Consider the following 17,140-nt stretch of genomic DNA (forward strand, 5'->3'; position numbering starts at 1 on the left):
CAAGCAGATGAGCAAGGTTATCATCCTGGGATTAGGCAAGACGGGTCTCTCGTGCGTGAACTACTTCCTGCGCCGCGGGGTAACGCCCATGGTGCTGGATACCCGAGCCAATCCGCCGGGCGCTCAGGATCTAGCGGCGGGAGTCGAACTGCGCTGTGGCCCGCTGGATGAAGTGCTGTTGACTCAGGCTGAGCTCATCATCGCCAGCCCGGGGATTGCCTTGGCGACCCCTGCACTGCAGGCAGCAGCCGCAGCGGGTGTGGAGATCATAGGGGATATTGAACTCTTTGTGCGCGAAGCCAAGGCGCCGATAGTCGCTATCACCGGCTCCAATGGTAAGAGCACTGTGACCACCCTAGTGGGCGAGATGGCGGTTGAGGGCAGTTTGGCGGTTGGTGTGGGGGGTAATATCGGCATACCGGCGCTGGATCTGTTACTGACGCCTGCGGATCTCTATGTGCTGGAACTGTCCAGTTTTCAGTTGGAAACCACTCATTCACTGCAAGCGGCGGCAGCCACCATCCTCAATCTCAGCGAAGATCACATGGATCGCTATGCGGGCATGGCCGATTATCTGGCCGCCAAGCAGAAGGTCTATGTCGGTGCCAAGCACATTCTGTGCAATCGCGATGATATGGCGACCGCTCCGGTTGCGGGTCAGCTATGGCAGAGTTTTGGTCTGGATGAGCAGGCATATGGTCGGGTGGTGCGTGATGGTCAGCTTTACTTGGCCGTAGCCGGTGAGCCGGTGCTGGCGGTGGAGAAACTGCACATAGTCGGTGCCCACAATCAGATGAATGCACTGGCCGCCATGGCGCTATGCGATGCGGTTGCCATCCCGCGTGCCGCCCAGTTGGCGGTGCTTGAACGATTTACCGGATTACCCCATCGTTGCCAGTTTGTACGCGAGCATCTTGGGGTGCGTTGGGTTAATGACTCAAAGGCAACCAATGTGGGCTCAACTTTGGCGGCGGTAGCGGGTCTGGCCGAGGCGGTGCAGGGTAAGCTCATCCTGATCGCGGGTGGTCAGGGTAAGGGGCAGGACTTCGCCCCACTGCAGGCGCTGCTAGGCACTCAGATCGATCAGATGCTCTGCTTTGGCCAGGATGCCCAGCTGCTCTGCGAGCTGGGGCCCCAAGCCGAGCGGGTAGCCGATCTGACTGCGGCAGTTCACAGGGCACAACAGTTAGCGCAACCAGGTGATTGGGTGTTGCTAGCTCCAGCCTGCGCCAGCCTGGATATGTTCAAAAATTTTGAAGTGCGTGGCCAGCAGTTTACGGCCTTGGTGGAGGCCCTATGACACTGATGGCGCGAGCGGGTATGAGTGTCTGGCGCTGGCTGGTGCCAGCGCGCCCCTCTTTCTATGATCGTCAATTGTTGGCCCTGGCCATCACCCTGATGCTCATTGGTATGGTGATGGTCTCATCTGCCTCCATTACCGAGGGGATCTCGCTGCGTAATGACGGCTTCTTCTTCCTCAAACGCCACCTCATCTTCCTGGTGCTCTGCGTGCTGGCGGCAACCGCCACGCTCTATGTGCCGGTGCAGAAGTGGCAGCAGTGGAGTGGCCATCTGCTGATCTTCTCTATCTTCCTGCTGTTTGTGGTGTTGGTGGCTGGCCATAGCGTAAATGGCGCCAGACGCTGGCTTCCTCTGGGGCCGTTTAATTTGCAGCCCGCCGAAATGGCCAAGTTGGTGCTCATCACCTATCTCTCCAGCTACCTGTTGCGGCGCATGGAGGAGGTGCGGGGGCAAATCTCCGGCTTCCTCAAGCCCTTGGGGCTGGTCTTCTTCATGGCGCTGTTTCTGCTGGCTCAGCCTGATCTAGGTTCTGTGGTCGTGCTGTTCGTGACTACCTTGGGGCTGCTGTTCCTTGCCGGAGCCAGACTTATTCAGTTCATCATGATGATCATGATGGGCGTAGCCGCCCTGGTGATGTTGATCCTGTTCGAGCCCTATCGGATGCGCCGGGTGACCTCCTTCCTGGATCCTTGGGCCGATCCCTTCGGCAGCGGTTATCAGTTGACTCAGTCGTTGATGGCGTTTGGTCGAGGTGGTTTCTTTGGTCAGGGATTGGGTAATTCGGTACAGAAACTGGAGTACCTGCCTGAGGCTCATACTGACTTTGTGTTTGCCATTTTGGGCGAGGAGTTGGGTTATTTTGGCGTCTTGGTGGTACTGGTGATGCAATTGGCATTGGCCCTCAAGGCCTTGCAGATCGGTCGTTTGGCGCTCAATGACAAACGCCTGTTTGAAGGTTATGTGGGCTGCGGCATTGGCATCTGGTTCAGCTTCCAGACCGTGATCAACGTAGGCGCTGCCGCCGGCATGTTGCCGACCAAGGGGTTGACGCTACCGCTTATCAGCTATGGCGGCTCCAGCCTCATCGCCATGAGTATTGCCGTGGCTTTGCTGTTACGGATCGATTTTGAGATGCGTCTGACGCGCAGCCAGGTGCCGCAACGGAGTACGGAATGAGCAAGAGACTGCTGATCATGGCGGGTGGCACAGGTGGACATGTCTTCCCCGGCTTGGCCGTGGCACATCAGCTGGCCGCAGAAGGGTGGCAAATCCACTGGCTCGGCACCGCCGACCGCATGGAGGCCCAACTGGTGCCTGCTCATGGCTATCCTATCTCCTTCATTGATATTCAAGGGGTGCGTGGCAATGGGGTGTTACGCCTGTTGATGGCCCCCTGGCGAGTAGTGAAGTCTGTGGTGCAGGCCAGCAGGATCCTCACGGCATTCCAGCCCGACTTGGTGTTGGGGATGGGCGGGTTTGCCGCCGGCCCCGGTGGCGTGGCCGCTTGGTTACGGGGTATCCCTCTGGTGTTACATGAGCAAAATGCCGCGGCGGGTATGACCAATCGCCTGCTCTCTCATCTGGCTAAGCGGGTGCTGATGGGATTTGCCGGTGCCTTTGCTACCTCCAGCAAGACGGCTGTGGTGGGTAACCCGGTGCGGGCTGAGGTGGTGGCTCTGGCTGCGGAGCATAGTCATACCATTCAGGGTGACAGACCCCTGCATGTGTTGGTGGTGGGCGGCAGTTTGGGGGCGCGACCGCTGAATGAAGTGGTGCCCGTTGCCTTGGCTTCATTAGAGAATATTGCCGTCCATCACCAGACCGGTAAGCACAACCAGGAAAAGGTAGCCATGGTCTACCGAGATTTGGGGGTGGCCGAGGTGGAGGTGAGTGAGTTTATCTCCGACATGGCGGCAGCCTATGGCTGGGCCGATCTGGTGATCTGTCGGGCCGGCGCGCTGACGGTGGCCGAGGTGGCCGCAGCGGGGTTGCCAGCCATCTTTATTCCATTGCCCCATGCGGTAGATGACCACCAGACCCGCAATGCCGAGAGTTTGACGCGCGTGGGCGCGGCGCGGCTGTTGCCTCAGGCCAAACTGACCGCCGAGAGTTTGGCTCGCCAGGTTAGCGAGCTTAACCAGAAGCGAAACACATTAACCGAGATGGCCCAGGCTGCGCGCCAGGCGGCCATCCTCGATGCCACTGCGCGGGTAGCCGCCGTGTGCAAACAACTAGTCGAATGATGAGAGAGTGACATGACCAAGGTTGAACTGGCAAAACTTCGCACCATGATCCCGGAAATGCGCCGGGTGCGCCGTATTCACTTCATCGGTATCGGTGGCGCAGGTATGGGCGGGATTGCCGAGGTGCTGGCCAACGAGGGTTATCAGATCAGTGGTTCAGACATCGCCAAGAACCGGGTCACCGAGCATCTCTCCTCTTTGGGGGCGACTATTTTCATCGGTCATGAAGCAAACCATGTGGCGGGCGCCAGCGTGGTCGTGGTCTCTACCGCCATCAAGAGTGATAACCCGGAAATCCAGGCCGCTCGTGAGCAGCGCATCCCCGTGGTGCGTCGTGCCGAGATGTTGGCGGAGCTGATGCGTTACCGCTATGGCATCGCGATAGCCGGAACCCACGGCAAGACCACCACCACCAGTCTGGTCTCCAGTATCTATGCCGAGGCCCAGCGCGATCCGACCTTCGTCATCGGCGGCTTGCTCAACAGTGCGGGCACCAACGCCCGGCTGGGTAGCAGTCGTTATCTGATCGCCGAGGCAGATGAGAGTGATGCCTCGTTTCTGCATCTGCAGCCCATGGTCTCTATCGTTACCAATATTGAAGCCGACCACATGGATACCTATGGTGGCGACTTCAATAAATTGAAGGCGACCTTCATCGAGTTTCTGCACAACTTGCCTTTCTATGGCTTGGCTGTGCTCTGTGTCGACGATCCCGTGATCCGCTCCCTGCTGCCGGAGATTGGTCGCGCGACTATTACCTACGGCTACAGTGATGATGCCGATGTGCAGGTGCTCGATTTTACCCAAGAGGGCCATTGCAGTCGTTTCAAGGTGCGGCGTCAGGATGGCTCTTTACTGGCTGTGACCCTCAACCTGCCTGGGCAGCACAATGCATTGAATGCGGCGGCGGCGATTGCCGTGGCCACCGAGGATGGGATTGACGATGACGCTATCACCCAAGCCTTGGCGCGTTTCGAAGGGGTGGGGCGACGCTTCCAGCAGTTTGGTGAGTTTGAAACCGGTAATGGTAAGGCCATGCTGGTGGATGATTACGGTCATCACCCCAGCGAGGTACGCGTTACCATCAATGCGGTGCGGGCGGGTTGGGCTGAACGGCGTCTGGTGATGATTTTCCAACCTCATCGCTACAGTCGTACCCGTGACCTGTATGATGATTTTGCCGATGTGCTCTCTAAGGTCGATGTCCTCATTATGCTGGATGTGTATGCCGCCGGTGAGGAGCCCATTCCAGGTGCGGATGGCCGCGCCTTGTGCCGGTCCATCCGTCAGCGTGGACAACTGGACCCGATTTTTGTCGCCACACCGGCCGAAGTGCCTTTCGTGTTGGCGGGGCTGCTCAAGGAGGGCGATCTGGTTTTGACTCAGGGGGCAGGCAACGTGGGGGCCTTGGCGCGCACTCTGGCTGAGATGAAATTGAATATAGAGCTAATGAAAAGTACTGGATCGGCATAAACTGTGGTCTGCCAGACAGAGTCGCGTCACTAAGACTCATGGATTTTGACCGGACGTGGTGGGTCTATATAATGGCGCACCTGATTTTTCCTCAGCTGATCGTCTATTGGCGGCTGAAAACAGGCTAGTACCTGGTGTGAGCCGGGTGGGGGAAGTTCCGTGACAGGAGTGGCCGCAGCAAGATGAGTGAAGTAGCGACACGCACCCGCGGTGAATTTCTGTTTGGGGTGGTGTTTTTCGTGGCGGTTGTCGCCGGGTTGAGCTCAACGGCTTCCGATCTGAAACGCTGGTTTTTTGAGGAAGACAGGATCCCGGTAGATGGGCTGGTGGTCCAGGGTAAGCTGGAATATGTCACAGTCGATGATGTGCGCAAGGCTCTGCTCAACGAGCCGGCCATCAGCAATTTTTTCAAGCTGAATGTGGATAACATTCAGAAGACGGTGGAGGCCTTGCCTTGGGTTTATCAGGCCTCTATCCGCAAACGCTGGCCCGCGCTGCTCTATGTCTATGTGGTTGAGCAGACGCCGCGGGCCCGTTGGGGCGAAGATCGGCTATTGAGTGACAAGGGGGGGATTTTTAAGGCGCCGCTGGAGCGCCTGAAGCGACCTCTGGTCAAACTCTCGGGCCCGGATGATATGGCGAACCGGGTGTGGGATGAATACAAACGATATGAACGCATATTAGCCCTGAACGGGTATCATGTTGCCGCATTGAATCTGACGGCTCGCCACTCCTGGGAGTTGCAGCTGACAGAGGGACCGGTGCTGATACTGGGTCGGGGAGATGCATTGACACGTTTACAGCGGTTTATCGATGTCTATCCGCAGCTTGAGGCACATGAGCGTATTGCTTATCTCGATCTGCGTTATGACACGGGAATCGCTGTGGGATGGAAACCAAACGAAGGGACTGGTAATGACCAAGACCGCAGACAGAAACCTAATAGTCGGACTTGATATTGGCACCACCAAGGTGGCCGTATTGGTGGGAGAGGTCTTGCCTGATGGTGAGATCAATATTATCGGGTTGGGCACCCATTCCGCGCGCGGAATGGACAAGGGTGGCGTTAACGATCTGGAGTCGGTGGTCAAATCGTTGCAGCGTGCGGTCGATGAGGCCGAGATGATGGCCGATTGCCACATCAGCTCTGTGTTCCTCGGCGTCTCTGGACGCCACATCGAATGCCGCAACGAGAAGGGTATGGTGCCTATCTCCGATGAGGAGGTGAGCCAGGAGGATGTGGATAACGTCATCCATACCGCCAAGTCGGTGCGTTTACCGGAAGATCACCGGGTGCTGCATGTGTTACCACAGGAGTACTCTATTGACTACCAGGAGGGGATTAAAAACCCCATCGGGCTCTCTGGTGTACGGATGGGAGCCAAAGTGCATCTCATCACCTGCCATAACGACATGGTGCGAAACATCGAAAAGTGTGTCGAACGGGTGGGATTGCGCGTCGACCAACTGATCTTCTCGGCCTTGGCTTCCAGTTATGCTGTGTTGACCGAAGATGAGAAAGAGCTGGGGGTCTGTGTGGTCGATATGGGCGGTGGCACCATGGATATTGCCATGTTTACCGCTGGCGCTCTACGTTACAGCAAGGTGATCCCTTACGCTGGCAACACGGTTACTAGTGACATTGCCTACGCGTTTGGCACCCCGCCTGTGGATGCTGAAGCCATCAAGGTGCGCTATGGCAGTGCCTTGGGTCGTCTGGTTAGCAAAGAAGATGCTATCGAGGTCCCTAGCGTTGGCGGACGTCCGGCTCGAAGCCTGCAAAGACAAACCCTGGCCGAGGTTATCGAGCCTAGATATAGCGAGTTGTTAGGCTTGGTGCAGGACGAGATAGTCAAGATGCAGACCGACCTGCGCGCTCAGGGGGTCAAGCATCAACTGGCCGCAGGCGTTGTGCTCACAGGCGGTGCCGCCCAGATTGAAGGCATAGTTGAATGTGCCGAACAGATTTTCCAGTGCCAGGTGCGTGTGGGTGAACCCGAAAACGTGCGTGGTCTGACGGACTATGTGCAGGCTCCGGTCTTCTCGACGGCAGTGGGTCTGCTGCAATATGGCAAGCTTCACCAGTCCAAAGGAAGCAGGGACAGCAACGTCAAAGTCAGTGTCGGTGGCCTGTTCCAGCGGGTCAGCAACTGGTTACGTGGCGAGTTTTAATTTTGCTAGCAAGCAAATAGTGTGGAGAGAGAATCATGTTTACTTTTGAACCGGTAGGAAGCCAGGGTGATGATGCCGTCATTAAAGTGATTGGTGTCGGTGGTGGTGGTGGTAATGCGGTAGAGCACATGGTGCGTGAAAGCATCGAAGGGGTGCATTTCATCGCCATCAATACAGATGCTCAAGCGCTACGCAATTCAGGCGCCGAAACCACGGTGCAGATTGGTAACAATATTACCAAGGGGCTGGGTGCTGGCGCTAACCCCGAAATTGGTCGCGAAGCCGCGCTGGAGAACCGTGAGGAGATCCGTCAGATGCTGGAAGGCTCTGACATGGTCTTCATTGCTGCCGGTATGGGGGGCGGTACAGGTACGGGTGCCGCGCCTGTGGTAGCAGAGGTGGCCAAGGAGCTGGGCATTCTGACGGTCGCCGTGGTGACCAAGCCCTTCAACTTCGAAGGCAAGAAGCGCATGAGCTATGCTTTACAGGGGATCGAAGAGCTTTCCAAGCATGTGGATTCACTCATCACTATCCCTAACGATAAGTTGCTGAAGGTGTTGGGTAAGGGCGTCAGCTTGCTGGAGGCCTTCAAAGCGGCCAACGATGTGTTGCTGGGTGCCGTTCAAGGTATTGCCGAGTTGATCACCCGTCCTGGCCTCATCAACGTTGACTTCGCCGATGTGCGCACCGTCATGCGTGAGATGGGAACGGCCATGATGGGTACCGGTTTTGCTCGTGGCGATGATCGTGCCGAAGAGGCCGCCGAGAAAGCCATCTCCAGCCCGCTGCTGGAAGATGTGGATCTGGCTGGCGCTCGCGGCATCCTGGTCAACATCACTGCCGGTATGGATGTCACCATGGAAGAGTTCGAGATCGTGGGTAATGCCGTCAAGGCCTTTGCCTCGGAAAATGCCACAGTGGTGGTGGGTGCCGTCATCGATCCGAACATGCAGGATGAACTGCGCGTGACCGTGGTTGCTACTGGTATTGGCCAGGATCGCAAGCCGGAGATCACGCTGGTGAAGAATGCGCAGAAGAGCGAGCGTCCGCTGCGTTCCCTGTTGCAAGAAACTCAAGCCCAGCAGTACGAAGAGCCGCGCTCCAAGGTGGTGAATGCCGAGCCAGCCCAGAGCCGTGCCGAGCCTGACTACCTGGATATCCCGGCGTTTCTGCGCAAACAGGCAGATTAAGTCAGGAACAAGTCAGAACTGTGACGTGATTAGCATTTGTGCAATGACTATGCTACGATCCTGCTCATAGGTTGGTCTGACCACCCGATTGATCGAGGTAACTATATGATTAGACAGCGTACTCTCAAGCAAAGCATACAGGCTACCGGGGTTGGATTGCACTCCGGGCGCAAGGTCTCCGTGACCTTCCGCCCCGCACCTGCCAACACGGGTATACTGTATGTGCGTAGCGATCTTGAGCCTGCAGTAACCATCAAGGCGGAAGCCTCGGCGGTGCGGGATACTATGCTGTGTACCGCCCTGGTCAACGAGCAGGGCGTGCGGATCTCCACGGTCGAACACCTGTCGGCCGCGCTCTCTGCACTGGGTATTGATAACCTGATCGTCGAGGTGGATGCGCCGGAATTGCCGGTAATGGATGGTAGTTCACACCCGTTTATCTACTTGCTGCAATCGGCTGGCATTGAAGAGTTGAATGCCGCTAAGCAATTCATTCGTATCAAGAAAACGGTACGAGTGGAAGAGGGTGATAAGTGGGCTGAGTTGCGACCCTATAACAAGGGCTTTCGCATGGACTTGCGCATCGATTTCCAACATCCGGTGTTTGATCCCCGCAAGCAGCGGTTGCGTATCGATTTTTCCGGGACAGCTTTCGTCAAGGAGTTAAGCCGTGCTCGCACCTTTTGCTTCATGAAGGATGTGGAGTACATGCACTCCAAGAACCTGGCTCTCGGCGGCAGTCTGGAAAATGCCGTCGTCCTGGATGAATATCGTGTGCTGAACGAAGAGGGCTTGCGTTATGACGATGAGTTCGTCAAACACAAGATGCTGGATGCGGTCGGTGACCTCTATATGTGTAACCACAATATTCTGGGTGACTTTGCGGCATACAAGACAGGACATGCGGTCAACAACATGTTGTTGCGCAACCTGCTGGCCGATGCCGAAGCGTGGGAGATGGTGACCTTTGAAGATGCGGTTGCCAAGTCCCCCATCACCTTCTTCGATCATCCACTGGTCTATGCCTGATTAGTTAGGCGTCATGTTACAAATTAAACAGGCACCGGTCTCTCTCCCCGGTGCCTGTTCTGTTTTAGCGTTATTCTCCCTTTCGCTACGCCTAAATGCTCTGCCACCCCGTGATAGTTGTGATACCCTCGATGGCCGTAAGGATCTGTGCGTTTGCACTGACCAGTAATTACCCATGCCCGCTTGAATAATGAGGATTAGCCCCCACATCACTTCAAGGAGTGTGATATTGGTTTGCTTTCGACTAACAGATAGTCTACCGGTGGCGGGTCTTGGCTCGCGATAAGGTAAGATAACTTGCCGTTTGAGATGCTTAAGCTAATCACTTTCCCTTTGCTCTCATGGCTCAGACGGCTGAGTACCCCGAGTGTCGCCGGATGTCGATGACTTCTTCGGCTCCCCGTCAACAGATGTGATCTGAGTGGCGTCTTGATTGAGTGGCTTGTTTCCCCTTATGTGGAACAATAAATACAACCAGAGAGTTGGTTCGGAATGATTACAAACTTATTGACCAAAATCGTTGGTAGCAGCAACGAACGCACCCTGAAAAAGCTGCGCAAAATTGTTAAACAGATTAATGCCATGGAGCCAAATTTTGAGGCCATGAGCGATGCCGATCTGAAAGCCAAAACGGTGGAGTTCCGAGCTCGTATCGAGCAGGGTGAAAGCCTGGAGCAGTTGCTGCCCGAGGCGTTTGCCACGGTACGTGAGGCGTCCAAGCGGGTCTTTGGCATGCGTCACTTCGATGTACAGTTGATGGGCGGTATGGTGCTCAACAACAATCAGATTGCGGAAATGAAGACGGGGGAGGGTAAGACCCTGACTGCGACTCTGCCGGCGTATCTGAATGCCCTGACTGGGCGCGGTGTCCATGTGGTGACGGTGAACGACTACTTGGCCCAACGTGATGCGGAGTGGAATCGTCCCCTGTTTGAATATCTGGGTCTGAGCATCTCCTGCAACCTGGCAGGTATGAGCCATACCGAGAAGCTGGCGGCCTATGCCGCTGATGTCACTTACGGAACCAACAACGAATTCGGTTTCGACTATCTGCGCGACAATATGGCGTTTTCCCCTGAGCAGCGCGTGCAGCGTCCGCTCTACTATGCGCTGGTGGATGAGGTCGACTCCGTGCTGATTGATGAAGCGCGGACACCGCTCATCATCTCCGGTGCCGCCGAAGATAGCTCCGAACTCTACCTCAAGATGAACGAACTGATCCCTCTGCTGCAGAAGCAGGACAAAGAGGATTCGGAAGAGTATCAAGGTGAGGGCCACTATACGGTCGATGAGAAGGGCCGGCAGGCATTTTTGACCGAAACGGGTCAACTCTATGTTGAAGAGTTGCTCAAGCAGAATGGCTTGATGGCAGAGGAGGACTCCCTCTTCTCTGCAGCCAATATCACCCTACTACATCACGTCAACGCCGCCTTGCGCGCTTATACTCTGTTCGAGCGTGACGTGGACTACATAGTCAAAGATGGCGAAGTGGTCATAGTCGACGAGCACACAGGTCGAACCATGACTGGGCGTCGCTGGTCAGAAGGCTTGCACCAAGCCATTGAAGCCAAGGAAGGGGTCAAGATCCAGAATGAGAACCAGACTCTGGCTTCCATCACCTTCCAGAACTTTTTCCGTCTGTATGAAAAACTGGCGGGGATGACAGGTACGGCCGACACTGAGGCCTTCGAGTTCCAGCAAATCTATGGTTTGAATACCGTCGTTTTGCCAACTAACCGCCCCATGGTGCGCAAAGACGCGGGTGACCTTGTCTATTTGACCGCCGAAGAAAAGTACGCGGCGATAGTTCAGGATATCAAGGATCGCGTGGCGGAAGGTCGGCCTGTGCTGGTGGGGACTATCTCCATCGAAAACTCTGAACTGATCTCCAATGTCTTGAATAAGCAGAATATCAAGCACCAGGTGTTGAACGCCAAGTTCCATGCCATGGAAGCGGATATCGTCGCGCAAGCGGGTCAGCCCGGCGCCGTAACCATTGCCACTAACATGGCGGGTCGCGGTACGGACATAGTGCTCGGTGGTAACTTGCAGGCTGAACTCGGCAAGCTGACTAATCAGACGCCTGAACAAATTGAGGCCGTTAAAGCCGAGTGGCAGAAACGTCATGATGAGGTCATTTCGGCTGGTGGTCTGCACATCATAGGTACCGAGCGCCACGAGTCTCGTCGTATCGATAACCAGCTACGTGGCCGTTCTGGTCGCCAGGGTGACCCAGGTTCCTCTCGTTTCTATCTCTCCATGGAAGATACGCTGATGCGCATCTTCGCTTCGGATCGTGTCACGGGCATGATGAAGAAGTTGGGTATGGAATATGGCGAGGCCATCGAACATCCTTGGGTGACCAAGGCGATTGAGAATGCGCAACGCAAGGTGGAAGGTCGCAACTTCGATATTCGTAAGAATTTGCTCGAGTTCGATGATGTGGCCAATGACCAGCGTAAAGTGGTCTATGAACAGCGCAATGCGTTGCTGGATGCCAGTAATATCAGTGAGACCATCCAGGTCATTCGCGCCGACGTACTCAATAGCATGATGAATGACTATATCCCGCCGCACTCCTTGGATGAGACCTGGGATATTGCTGGTCTGGAACAGCGTCTCAAGGGTGATTTTGCCCTGGAGCTGCCGATTGCCCAGTGGCTGGCGGAAGATGACAAGTTGTATGAAGAGCTGCTGCGCGAGCGCATCGTGACTGAGGCGGAAGCCGTCTATGGTCGCAAGAAAGCGCTGGTGGGTGAGGAGGTCATGCAGCAGTTTGAGAAGTCTGTGATGCTGCAGAGTTTGGATACCCTGTGGAAGGAGCATCTGGCGGCCATGGATCACCTGCGTCAAGGGATCCACTTGCGTGGTTATGCCCAGAAGAATCCTAAGCAGGAGTACAAGCGCGAGTCGTTTGAGCTCTTTACTCAGCTGCTGGAGACCCTCAAGCAAGATGTCGTCGCTATCCTGAGCCGTGTGCAGGTTCAGGAGCAGGATGTTGATGCCATCGAAGAGCAGCGTCGCCGTGCCGAAGCGGCTCCGCGCACCTACACTCATGCCGAGAGCAGTGCGTTGGCCGAAGAGGATACCGCCGAGGAAGCAGGTACTCCTGTTCAAGCCGTCCCCTTTGTCCGCGGTGACAAGATAGGGCGTAACGATGCCTGTCCATGTGGTTCAGGTAAGAAATATAAGCAGTGTCATGGCAAGCTAAGCTGATAGCGACTCTGACTCATTCATAAAGGCGGCCTTGGCCGCCTTTATTGTTGGTTGTCGTAGACGGTTTCATTCTACTTCTAGCTGAGCACCCTGCAGTCTGTCCAGGGCATACCTCTCATCGGGTGAAAGCCCCAACTCATCACACGCCTCATCGAAGCTCTTTCCCCATTGACACATGATGTGCTCAATCGCGGGTAGGTAATTGGCTAGTTGCTGATCCATAGGGACATCCTTCGATATTTTTACACTGTTATTGGCTATCTGAACCTAGCGCGAATGAGCAGTCGCTGACAACGAACCAGCCGGGGCTCTGTGAGCGCTATGTAGGCTACTACGTGTCAGGCTATGAAAGGAGCATCTGGCGCTTGGCAGCGGTAGCGGGCATGTTATAACATGCCAATATTAAGCACGTTATAGCGCGAGGAGAGTACAATGACAACATCGATCCATGGCCATGAAGTGATGCATTTGATGCTGGAGCTTGGCGGACAGTTTACTCAAGCGAGCCTGCAGGCGGCGATAGACGAACGTTTTGGTCAGGCGGCTCGGTTCCATACTTGCAGCGTTCAGGATATGGATGCCGCAAGCTTGATCGCTTTTTTGCGTGAGCGCGGTAAGTTTGTTGAGTCGGCCGAGGGATTCAATACCGAAGCCGAGCGGATCTGCAATCACTAAGGCATGAGATAACGGCAGCTTCGGCTGTCGTAATTGAATCTTTGCTCTGCTATATTCGCGGCAGTATATTGTTCTGCTAAATGCCCGAGTATAGCGAAGATGGATATTATCAGCGCCGCAGCCATGTTGTTCCTGATCATGGACCCCCTTGGCAACCTTCCTGTGTTTCTCTCCATACTGCGTTCCCTGCCCAAGGAGCGTCGGCGCAAGGTGATGGTGCGTGAGTTGCTCATCTCCTTGGTGGTGATGTTGCTGTTTCTCTATGCCGGACAAGAGATCCTCAACCTGCTCAACCTTAAGCAGGAGGCGGTGAGTATCGCGGGTGGCATAGTGCTGTTTCTCATTGCCCTGCGCATGATCTTTCCCAGTGAGGGGGGCGTGACCGGCTTACCCGAGGGGGAAGAGCCACTGATAGTACCCATGGCCATCCCCATGATTGCCGGCCCTTCTATCTTGGCGGCCTTGCTACTCCTGGCGCATCAATATCCGAACCAGATGACCGATTGGACTCTGGCGCTGCTGCTCTCCTGGGGGGCCAGCTCGATCATTTTGATGTTTTATGAGCAGGTGCATCGCATTCTGGGTGAACGGGTGCTGACGGCATTAGAGCGGCTGATGGGCATGTTATTGGTGATGATCTCGGTGCAGATGCTATTGGATGGCGCTTTGCACTACCTCTCTTGAGCATAACGTTATCGGGCCGCAACTTGCGGCCTGATAACTTTGCAGTATCAGGTGGCGAGGAGTACTCGCGCCGTCTTCGGCGGTATGGTGATCTGAATTTCCCCCTTCACCACTTCAAATTTTTCTCGGGTTTCCGGATCGGTAAAACGGTTGGCCAGACTGCCGGTTTGCCAGATGGGCAGCACCATGGTCCGGGCCTTGGTCGGGTGGCGGTTGAGAGCCGTAATGACGGCGTCACTGGCCAGGGTTCTGGCAAAGACGAAACTGTGCTCGCCAGCGTATAGGGTATGAATATCACCCCGTCGCAGTGCCGGATGGGTTTTGCGCAGCCGGATCATGCGACGGTAGTGATCATGCAGCAGGTGGTTCCACTCTGTGCTGTCCCAAGGGAAAGTCCGTCGACAATCGGGATCATTTCCTCCTTCCATGCCGATTTCATCACCATAGTAGACACTGGGCGCGCCTATGTAGGTGAATAACAGGGTCACAGCGGCGCGCATCAGGGCGATATCACCGCCCAGGATCGAGAGAAATCGCGCCGTGTCATGGCTATCCAGCAGGTTGAATTGGGCCAGCTGGTTGGCAAAGGGGATCTGGGCGCGGGCTTGCTTCAGCCAGTTATCCAGCTCCTCTGCCGAGATCTGGATTGGTTGATAGGCTATGTCCTTGCCTGCCAGAAAGGCGCGCACCGGGTGGGCAAACCCATAGTAATTCATGGCGCCGTCTTCCTGCTCGCCCTGCAGCCATTGGCTGGCTTCGGAGAAGTGTTCACCTAGCATGTAGGCATCAGGATTTTCCTGTTTGACCGCGCGGCGAATCTCTCGCAGATGGTAGGCGTTCCCCTGTGCCGTACCATGTTCGCCCAGCATGTGGGCTACGTCGAAACGCCAGCCATCAATGGCATAGGGGGGGCGCAACCAGTGTCTCAGAATGGCATTCTCGCCACGATAGACCACCTCCTGGACCTCAGGTGCGGCAAAATCGAGTTTGGGTAGATGAGATAGCCCCTTCCAGCCCACATGGCCGCCTTGGGCATCAAAGGTATAGAAACGGCGATAGGGGGAGCCTTCGTTGCCGTAGGCGCCCTCCTTCTGGCCTGTCCGATCAAACCAGGGGTGTTGATCTGAGGTGTGGTCGACGACGGCATCCAGAATGATCCGCATCCCTCTTTGGTGCAGGGTATTGGTCAGTTCGGCCAGTTTCTCATTGCTCCCCAGATGCGGATCGACCTGGTAGAAGTCCACTGTGTCGTATTTATGGTTACTGGGTGAGGTAAAAATCGGGTTGAGGTAGATAGCTGTAATACCAAGCGACTGCAGATAGTAGAGTCGATTCTGAATCCCTGCCAGATCACCGCCGAAGAACTCGGTCGCACCCGTTGAGGTGTGGCTCTGGGCGACGGCTTCTCCCCACTGCTTGGCTATGATGGGATGGCTGCCATCGCCATATTGATATTCATTGGTTTTGACGCTGATGGCTGGGTCTCCGTCGCAGAAGCGGTCGGGGAAAATTTGATAGAAAAGTTGATCCTGGATCCACTGTGGCGGCTTCTGTTGCAGGTTGTAGCGGAAGTGCTGCTGCCGCGTGGGAATATAGGGAGAGACGCCGGCGCCATGAACCCACCACTGTTGTTGAGCCTTGATGGCCTTGAAGGTATATACAGACAGGCCTTCTTTGGGTAGTGGGATCTCTCCTTGCCAGATAGCCAGCTCACCTTGCAACCCACTCTGGCGCATGGGGCATAACGCTTCCTCATTATCCATCTCATGGCGAATATAGAGTGCATCCAGGGCCAATTCTTTATGGGTGAACAGAGTCAGGATGAGGCGACTTGCACTGCATTTAAACCAAGGAGCAACTTGAGGGTGAAAAAAAAATGGCTCTGACATCGGCACTTCTCTATTAATTAGTCAGCATGGCAGCCAGTTCATTGCCCTGCTGATGTAACTCTTCCAGGCGATCCGCCAGTTGCTGCGGTTCGATCCCCAGATGCTGGGCAAGGGGAGTTGGAAATCTGGCTACAATCACCTGAGGGGGCACACCGGCATTCCATGCAAAAGAGACAAACATGGCTAGCCGGATCAGGATCGCCTCTGCGCTCACTGGTGTAAAGCTTAATGGATCAAGTTGTTGGGAGATTGCTCGTACGAAGGTGTCAGATAGGTTCCAACGTTTGGCCAGTTCGGCTCCCACCTGGCTATAGTCATACCCCAGCATCTCACGTTGTGCTTCTATCCGACTGTTACCCTGGCTTATTGATAGATTAATCAGACTGGCGTCGTCGGGCAAGGCTGATTGGATCAGCAGCTCACCAATATTGTGTAGCAGGGCACAGGTAAAGGCCGTCTCCGGTTCTATGCAGCGACTGTCTGCGGCCAGGGTTTTGGCGATGGTGGCCACTTGAAAGGTTTCAACCCAAAATTTGTTCTTGTCAAAGTTGGCGGGGGTCTTGAAGCTGGTCATGATACCAGAGGCCACGACCAAGGAGCGTAGGGCGTTGAACCCCAGGCGAATGACGGCCTGTTCAATCGAGGTAATGTCATTGCCGCGGCGATAGGCGGCTGAATTGGCCATTTTGAGTACCTTCGCACTGATCACCTGATCCATAGCGATTTTCTTGGCTATGTCCTCAATGCGGGAATTGTCATCCGAAAAGCTCTGCATCAACTCATGCAGCAGCTTAGGTATGACAGGAAGCTGCTTGATTTTGCTAAACAACAGTTCCATAGACATGGTGGTTTGCTCCTCCCCCTCCGCCTCGACACTCAACACACTCGAGCTCTGGAACCCAGTGCGAAAACCAGTAGATGACGTCTCAATGATTGCGTGTTGATGTTGTTGTGGTGGCAAAGTATTTCCCTGCGATGATAACGGTTATTGTTGGTTTGCGGGCTCACATGGGGCAAAAGTCTAGCCTTGGTGTGCACTTGCATTTCTCTCACCCAAGTTTAGTCGGTTCATGAGCAATGGCTGTTTTGTTTGTCACCATTTCATGCGCTAGGTTTTATTTATTCTGCATTACGCTCTTCGTTTTGGGGCACACAAGTTGTGCGGGTAAGACCAGAACGAGGCGTTGCACCTATGTGGTCCGTGTGGTCATGTCATCTAGACTCCGCCTCGGTGTGGCTAGCCTCTCGTCAAACAAGCCCGCAGGGA

14 protein-coding genes are annotated in these 17,140 nt (G+C 55.2%); 11 read left to right on the forward strand and 3 right to left on the reverse strand.

Translation table 11 applies throughout. The features are described 5' to 3' along the window. Window positions 1–7: 7 nt before the first annotated feature. The 9 genes from murD (at window position 8) to secA (ending at window position 12,625) form a co-directional block, all read left to right on the forward strand. Entirely contained in the window at window positions 8–1,300 is a 1,293-nt protein-coding gene (murD, locus tag ACZYTD_RS16315; RefSeq protein WP_463893636.1) for a UDP-N-acetylmuramoyl-L-alanine--D-glutamate ligase, read from the forward strand. Then, window positions 1,297–2,478, forward strand: coding sequence for a cell division protein FtsW (gene ftsW, locus ACZYTD_RS16320; protein ID WP_463893638.1), 1,182 nt, complete (start codon window positions 1,297–1,299; stop codon window positions 2,476–2,478). The genes murD and ftsW overlap by 4 nt, the downstream gene beginning before the upstream one ends. After that, window positions 2,475–3,545 carry an undecaprenyldiphospho-muramoylpentapeptide beta-N-acetylglucosaminyltransferase gene (murG, locus tag ACZYTD_RS16325; protein ID WP_463893640.1) on the forward strand — a complete coding sequence of 357 codons (1,071 nt, stop codon included), beginning with the start codon at window positions 2,475–2,477 and terminating at the stop codon, window positions 3,543–3,545. The genes ftsW and murG overlap by 4 nt, the downstream gene beginning before the upstream one ends. 12 nt (window positions 3,546–3,557) lie before the next feature. Further along, window positions 3,558–5,018, forward strand: a complete 1,461-nt coding sequence (murC, locus tag ACZYTD_RS16330) for a UDP-N-acetylmuramate--L-alanine ligase (RefSeq protein ID WP_463893642.1) — start codon at window positions 3,558–3,560, stop codon at window positions 5,016–5,018. Window positions 5,019–5,200: 182 nt separating this feature from the next. After that, the gene (locus ACZYTD_RS16335; RefSeq protein ID WP_463893643.1) at window positions 5,201–5,974 is read left to right on the forward strand and encodes a cell division protein FtsQ/DivIB; all 774 of its coding nucleotides are present in this window, start codon (window positions 5,201–5,203) and stop codon (window positions 5,972–5,974) included. Beyond that, window positions 5,934–7,190 (forward strand): cell division protein FtsA, encoded by a 1,257-nt coding sequence (gene ftsA / locus ACZYTD_RS16340; protein WP_463893645.1) that lies wholly within the window; start codon window positions 5,934–5,936, stop codon window positions 7,188–7,190. The genes ACZYTD_RS16335 and ftsA overlap by 41 nt, the downstream gene beginning before the upstream one ends. A 35-nt stretch (window positions 7,191–7,225) precedes the next feature. Then, window positions 7,226–8,380 carry a cell division protein FtsZ gene (gene ftsZ, locus ACZYTD_RS16345; protein ID WP_463893647.1) on the forward strand — a complete coding sequence of 385 codons (1,155 nt, stop codon included), beginning with the start codon at window positions 7,226–7,228 and terminating at the stop codon, window positions 8,378–8,380. A gap of 105 nt (window positions 8,381–8,485) precedes the next feature. Further along, a complete protein-coding gene (gene lpxC / locus ACZYTD_RS16350; RefSeq protein WP_463893648.1) occupies window positions 8,486–9,409 on the forward strand; it encodes a UDP-3-O-acyl-N-acetylglucosamine deacetylase in 924 nt (307 codons plus the stop codon). 492 nt (window positions 9,410–9,901) lie between these two features. Beyond that, a complete protein-coding gene (secA, locus tag ACZYTD_RS16355; RefSeq protein ID WP_463893649.1) occupies window positions 9,902–12,625 on the forward strand; it encodes a preprotein translocase subunit SecA in 2,724 nt (907 codons plus the stop codon). Between the two features lie 66 nt (window positions 12,626–12,691). Here the strand turns inward: secA and ACZYTD_RS16360 are convergent, their stop codons facing one another. Then, window positions 12,692–12,847 (reverse strand): hypothetical protein, encoded by a 156-nt coding sequence (locus ACZYTD_RS16360; protein ID WP_463893651.1) that lies wholly within the window; start codon window positions 12,845–12,847, stop codon window positions 12,692–12,694. A 210-nt stretch (window positions 12,848–13,057) separates the two neighbouring features. On the opposite strand from ACZYTD_RS16360, the gene ACZYTD_RS16365 reads away from it, so the two are divergent. Together ACZYTD_RS16365 and ACZYTD_RS16370 are read left to right on the forward strand one after the other, a co-directional pair. Beyond that, the gene (locus ACZYTD_RS16365; protein WP_463893652.1) at window positions 13,058–13,300 is read left to right on the forward strand and encodes a YecH family metal-binding protein; all 243 of its coding nucleotides are present in this window, start codon (window positions 13,058–13,060) and stop codon (window positions 13,298–13,300) included. 99 nt (window positions 13,301–13,399) lie between these two features. Beyond that, a complete protein-coding gene (locus ACZYTD_RS16370) occupies window positions 13,400–13,984 on the forward strand; it encodes a YhgN family NAAT transporter (RefSeq protein WP_463893654.1) in 585 nt (194 codons plus the stop codon). 47 nt (window positions 13,985–14,031) lie between these two features. Here the strand turns inward: ACZYTD_RS16370 and malZ are convergent, their stop codons facing one another. Both malZ and ACZYTD_RS16380 read right to left on the reverse strand, forming a co-directional pair. Beyond that, complete coding sequence (gene malZ, locus ACZYTD_RS16375; RefSeq protein ID WP_463893655.1) at window positions 14,032–15,873, reverse strand: maltodextrin glucosidase; 1,842 nt, start codon at window positions 15,871–15,873, stop codon at window positions 14,032–14,034. Between the two features lie 13 nt (window positions 15,874–15,886). After that, window positions 15,887–16,717 carry an HDOD domain-containing protein gene (locus tag ACZYTD_RS16380; protein ID WP_463893657.1) on the reverse strand — a complete coding sequence of 277 codons (831 nt, stop codon included), beginning with the start codon at window positions 16,715–16,717 and terminating at the stop codon, window positions 15,887–15,889. Between the last annotated feature and the right edge of the window lie 423 nt (window positions 16,718–17,140).

The sequence above is a fragment of the Pseudaeromonas sp. HNCC25DJ180 genome (genome assembly GCF_055413345.1).